This is a genomic window from Mesorhizobium sp. M7A.F.Ca.CA.002.05.1.1 (assembly GCF_003998335.1).
In the GTDB taxonomy this organism is placed as follows: domain Bacteria; phylum Pseudomonadota; class Alphaproteobacteria; order Rhizobiales; family Rhizobiaceae; genus Mesorhizobium.
The window spans coordinates 1-1,978 of record NZ_RZQI01001028.1; the positions used below are offsets into that span (position 1 = coordinate 1).

General features: G+C 63.5%; 1 protein-coding gene and 1 tRNA gene. One reads left to right on the forward strand and one right to left on the reverse strand.

What is annotated here, in order from left to right; translation table 11 throughout:
* Window positions 1-58: 58 nt before the first annotated feature.
* Window positions 59-1,507, forward strand: a complete 1,449-nt coding sequence (locus EN939_RS32020) for an aromatic amino acid lyase (protein WP_127271568.1) — start codon at window positions 59-61, stop codon at window positions 1,505-1,507.
* A 193-nt stretch (window positions 1,508-1,700) separates the two neighbouring features.
* On the opposite strand, the gene EN939_RS32025 is transcribed toward EN939_RS32020, so the two are convergent.
* A tRNA-Leu gene (locus EN939_RS32025) sits at window positions 1,701-1,786 on the reverse strand.
* Window positions 1,787-1,978: the final 192 nt, after the last annotated feature.

A 1,978-nucleotide genomic window follows, 5' to 3' on the forward strand; every position in this document is an offset into this window, starting at 1 on the left:
ACAAGACGCTATTCGAGGAACCACTCTACTAAGTCCCTTATTTCCAGTGGTGTGAAGCATGCCAGTTAGCCTGTCGAAGCGTGACGACATCAACCTCGACACTGTTTTCCGCGTCGCCTGGAAGAAGGACACGGTGGCGATCGGCGAGAAGGCCTTGCAGCGCATCGCCGAATGCCGCGCCTCGTTTCTCAGGCTGATCGAATCCGATCCGCCACCGGTCATCTATGGCGTCACAACCGCCATGGGGGAATTGGCAAGCCGAAAGCTCGAACCTGACGAGCGTGATCGCCATGCGCGCATCAAGGCGTTTGCCGCCGCCACCTCGTTCGGCGATCCCTTGCCGGATCGCGTGGTCAGGGCGATCGTGCTTGCCCGTCTGACGAATTTCATCGAGGGCAACGCCGCCACAACGCCGCGCATCGCGCTAGCCGTGGCCGCAATGCTCGACGGGGAGCCGATGCCTGTCGTGCCGGCCTCCGGCCAGGGCGGCGCCGGTGAGATCCTGGCGCTCTACCCCTTGTTTGCAGAACTTTCGACGCGTTTCGACCTCGAGGTCAAGGAACGGGGTTCGCTCATCAACGGCTCGCCTTGCGCTGCCGCTCTGGTGGCAGACGCAGCGCTCGCGGCGCGCCGCCGGATCCGCATGGCGCACCAGGTGTTCGCGCTGTCGATCGAGGCGTTTCGTGCCCCCCTCGAACACTATGACGCCGCCCTCGACACGCTCTGGGGCGATGAGCATGAGGCCGCGGCCCTGCAGGGTTTGCGGGAATTTCTGGTTGGCGCCGGCGACGGGCGGCGCAACTATCAGGCGCCGGTCAGCTACCGCATCGTGCCGCGCGTCCTCGGCCAGGCGCATCGTGCGTTGTCGTCGGCCGAGCGGGCGGCCAATGTGTCGCTGGCCTCTATATCGGACAATCCGGTCTACATCCCGCCCGACGATGCACATCCGCTCGGCCGCTGCATCTCGACCGGCGGCTATCACAACGCCATGGCGACGCCGGCGTTGGACGATCTGGCGGCGATATGGGCCGATATCTGCCTGCTCTGCGACCGCCACGCCTCGAAGCTTCTGAACGGCAAGGTGTCGCTGCTGCCGGATCTGCTGATGACCGGACGTCACTCGGCCGACAGCGATGGCCATGGCAATGTCGGCTACGTACCGATGGCAATCACCGGCTATCTCGAACAGGCCAAGCTGGCAGCGCAACGTACCTTCATGCCGGGCACGGAATCAGCGGGCGCGGGGCAGGACGACGTCGCCACGACGGCATTCTTCGCATGGACCAAGGAAGCGACCGCCGGCCGCTGCGTCGACGCGGCCATGGCGATGCTGGCGATGATCGCCTCGCAGGCGCTGCACGTCACCGAACGGACGCCGCCGCCGGCACTGCGCTCCTTCGTCGATCAAATCAGAGCTATCGTGCCGCCTGTCGGCGCCGATCGCGTGCTGGGGCCGGAGCTTGCCAGGTTGGCGGAATGGTTCACTGAGAAGGTGTTCGAGGCGTAGAGATGCCGACAAGCTGTAGCCGGTGAAATTGGTGCGCCTGAACGGATGAAATTCGAACCGGTCCTCCTTCGCCAAGGCTTCGGAGGACGCTTTTTTTTGTGCATGTCGTCCTCCCAAAACCGAGTTCACTTTTGGGCGGCATGCACTAACGAGCTTCAGGTGGCCCGCCACCCGAAGCTCGAAGAGCGAAGGGTGGTGCGGACGACGGGAATCGAACCCGTACGATCAGAGATCGAGGGATTTTAAGTCCCTTGCGTCTACCAATTCCGCCACGTCCGCAGGCCAGCCCTTTTCAGACGCCAGACACAGCCCGTCAAGTCGTGTTGTTGAGCGTTCGCCGAACGTGCGAACAGACCGGGCGACTTGATGATACTGGCGCGATCACGGAATTATCGGCGCGGCGGGTAATGGTAGGATGCGTGTGGTGGATTTGATCCGCCAAGGCCGGCGCCTCTCAGGCCCAACCCATTC